Source organism: Rhizobacter sp. P3_B12 (genome assembly GCF_056402895.1).
The window spans coordinates 1-1,759 of the sequence record NZ_JBFUGN010001153.1; the positions used below are offsets into that span (position 1 = coordinate 1).

The following is a 1,759-nucleotide window of genomic DNA, read 5'->3' on the forward strand; positions in this document are numbered from 1 at the left end:
TGGTGACGCAGGACACCTCGCTGCTGCACCGCTCGGTGCGCGACAACATCCTGTACGGCCGGCCCGATGCCGATGACCTGCAGATGGTGGCGGCCGCAAAGCGTGCCGAGGCGCACGAGTTCATCCAGGGGCTGACCGACCCGAAGGGGCGCCAGGCCTACGACGCGCATGTCGGCGAGCGCGGTGTGAAGCTCTCCGGCGGCCAGCGCCAGCGCATCGCGATCGCCCGCGTGATGCTGAAGGATGCGCCGGTGCTGCTGCTCGATGAAGCCACCAGCGCGCTCGACTCCGAGGTCGAGGCGGCGATCCAGGCCAGCCTGTACCGGCTGATGGAAGGCAAGACGGTGGTCGCGATCGCGCACCGGCTGTCGACGATCGCGGCGATGGACCGGTTGATCGTGCTCGACAAGGGGCGCATCGTCGAGGAGGGCGACCACCGCAGCCTGCTGGCGCAGGGCGGGCTGTATGCGCGCCTGTGGGCGCATCAGAGCGGGGGGTTCCTGGGGGAGGAGGCGGAGGACGTGCCGGAGACGATGTCTGCCTAGACAACGCTGCTAGAAGCCAATCTCCGAGAAGGCATCGGAAATCACGAGGGATCGCAGTTCCGCTGCGAGGTTCTCCTTCCCCGACTCGTCGAAATCCGGGGAATTGCAGACGTTGAGCTGTGCAGGCATCTGGCCGACCGCAAGGCTTTTCAGATAAGGGGCGACCTGCCCATCATCGCGAATTTCCAGGCCAACCCATGTCGTTTGCGGTGCTCGGCCATCCGCCGGCCTGGATTGCTTGAAGGGCTTGGGCGCCACCGCATAGCGGAGTTTCGCGTCGACGGCAACGGCCTGCAGCGCCGAACCTCCGCCATACCCGTTCAGGATGTCGGCGACGCGCTTGAACAAGTCCTGCTGACGCGCCACCTGTCGGTCGTGCTTTTGCTGGCGGCTCGTGAGAAGCCCGTGACGGACCAAGCCATCTTTCAGCGAGGCGCGGCACTGACTCATTCGCCGGCCGATGCTTGCCGGGGCGTTCAACGGAGTGTGGTGCAGGAGGCTGTAGCCCTGGACCCGTTGCCTGAGTCGGTTCATTGTGAGATCACCAGGTTGAAAGACTCCCTGAGTGGCCGGCATCTGCTCAATCGTTCCGCTTCTTCACCCGCACCGGCACCGTCGCATTGCAGACATTGATGTGCCGCGGGCTGTGCACGAACCAGTCCTCGCGCCGCACCCGCCGGGCGTCGAGCAGGGCACGCCAGGTCGCGGTGTCGGTGCGCATCACCTCGATCGCCGGCCGTTCGGCATCGGGCATGTCGGCCAGCAGCCGCACGCGGCGGATGCCGCCGCGCTGGTCGGGCTGCGCGTAGAAGCCCATCTCCGCGGTACCGCGCCGCAGCGAGGCCAGCTCCTGGATCCCCTGCAGCACCCGCCCGACCAGCGTGATGTTGAGGTCCAGCCCGCGCGGCGCCTGGCCGATCACCGCGTACAGCTCGCTGCCGTTGCTGCTGTCGACCGCCATGTCGCGGCCCGCGCCGACCATGCCGTAGCAGTGCGCCAGCCACGCCCGGCCGCCGCGCGGATCGGCCGCCACCGGCAGGCCGTCGACGAAGCCGGTCACCGGCGCCCAGCCGTCGATGTCGGGCAGGCGCGTCAGCGGCAGGCCCTTCAGCGGCACCGAGAACTCGGCCGGCAGCTGGCGTTGCGCGCTGCCCAGCGGCCGGGCCTTGTCGGCCGACTCGGCATCCGGGTCGCCCCATTGCGCGACGTAGTTG

The 1,759-nt window shown here is 68.4% G+C and carries 3 protein-coding genes; 1 reads left to right on the forward strand and 2 read right to left on the reverse strand.

Features of this window, described 5'->3' with window-relative positions:
• Positions 1-545 (forward strand): ATP-binding cassette domain-containing protein (locus AC1D01_RS33205; RefSeq protein ID WP_477873733.1); only part of this gene is annotated, 545 nt, incomplete at its 5' end.
• A gap of 9 nt (positions 546-554) precedes the next feature.
• Here the strand turns inward: AC1D01_RS33205 and AC1D01_RS33210 are convergent.
• Both AC1D01_RS33210 and AC1D01_RS33215 read right to left on the reverse strand, forming a co-directional pair.
• Positions 555-1,079 carry a hypothetical protein gene (locus AC1D01_RS33210; RefSeq protein WP_477873734.1) on the reverse strand — a complete coding sequence of 175 codons (525 nt, stop codon included), beginning with the start codon at positions 1,077-1,079 and terminating at the stop codon, positions 555-557.
• 46 nt (positions 1,080-1,125) lie between these two features.
• On the reverse strand, positions 1,126-1,759 hold a 634-nt coding region (locus AC1D01_RS33215; protein WP_477873735.1), incomplete at its 5' end, for a peptidylprolyl isomerase.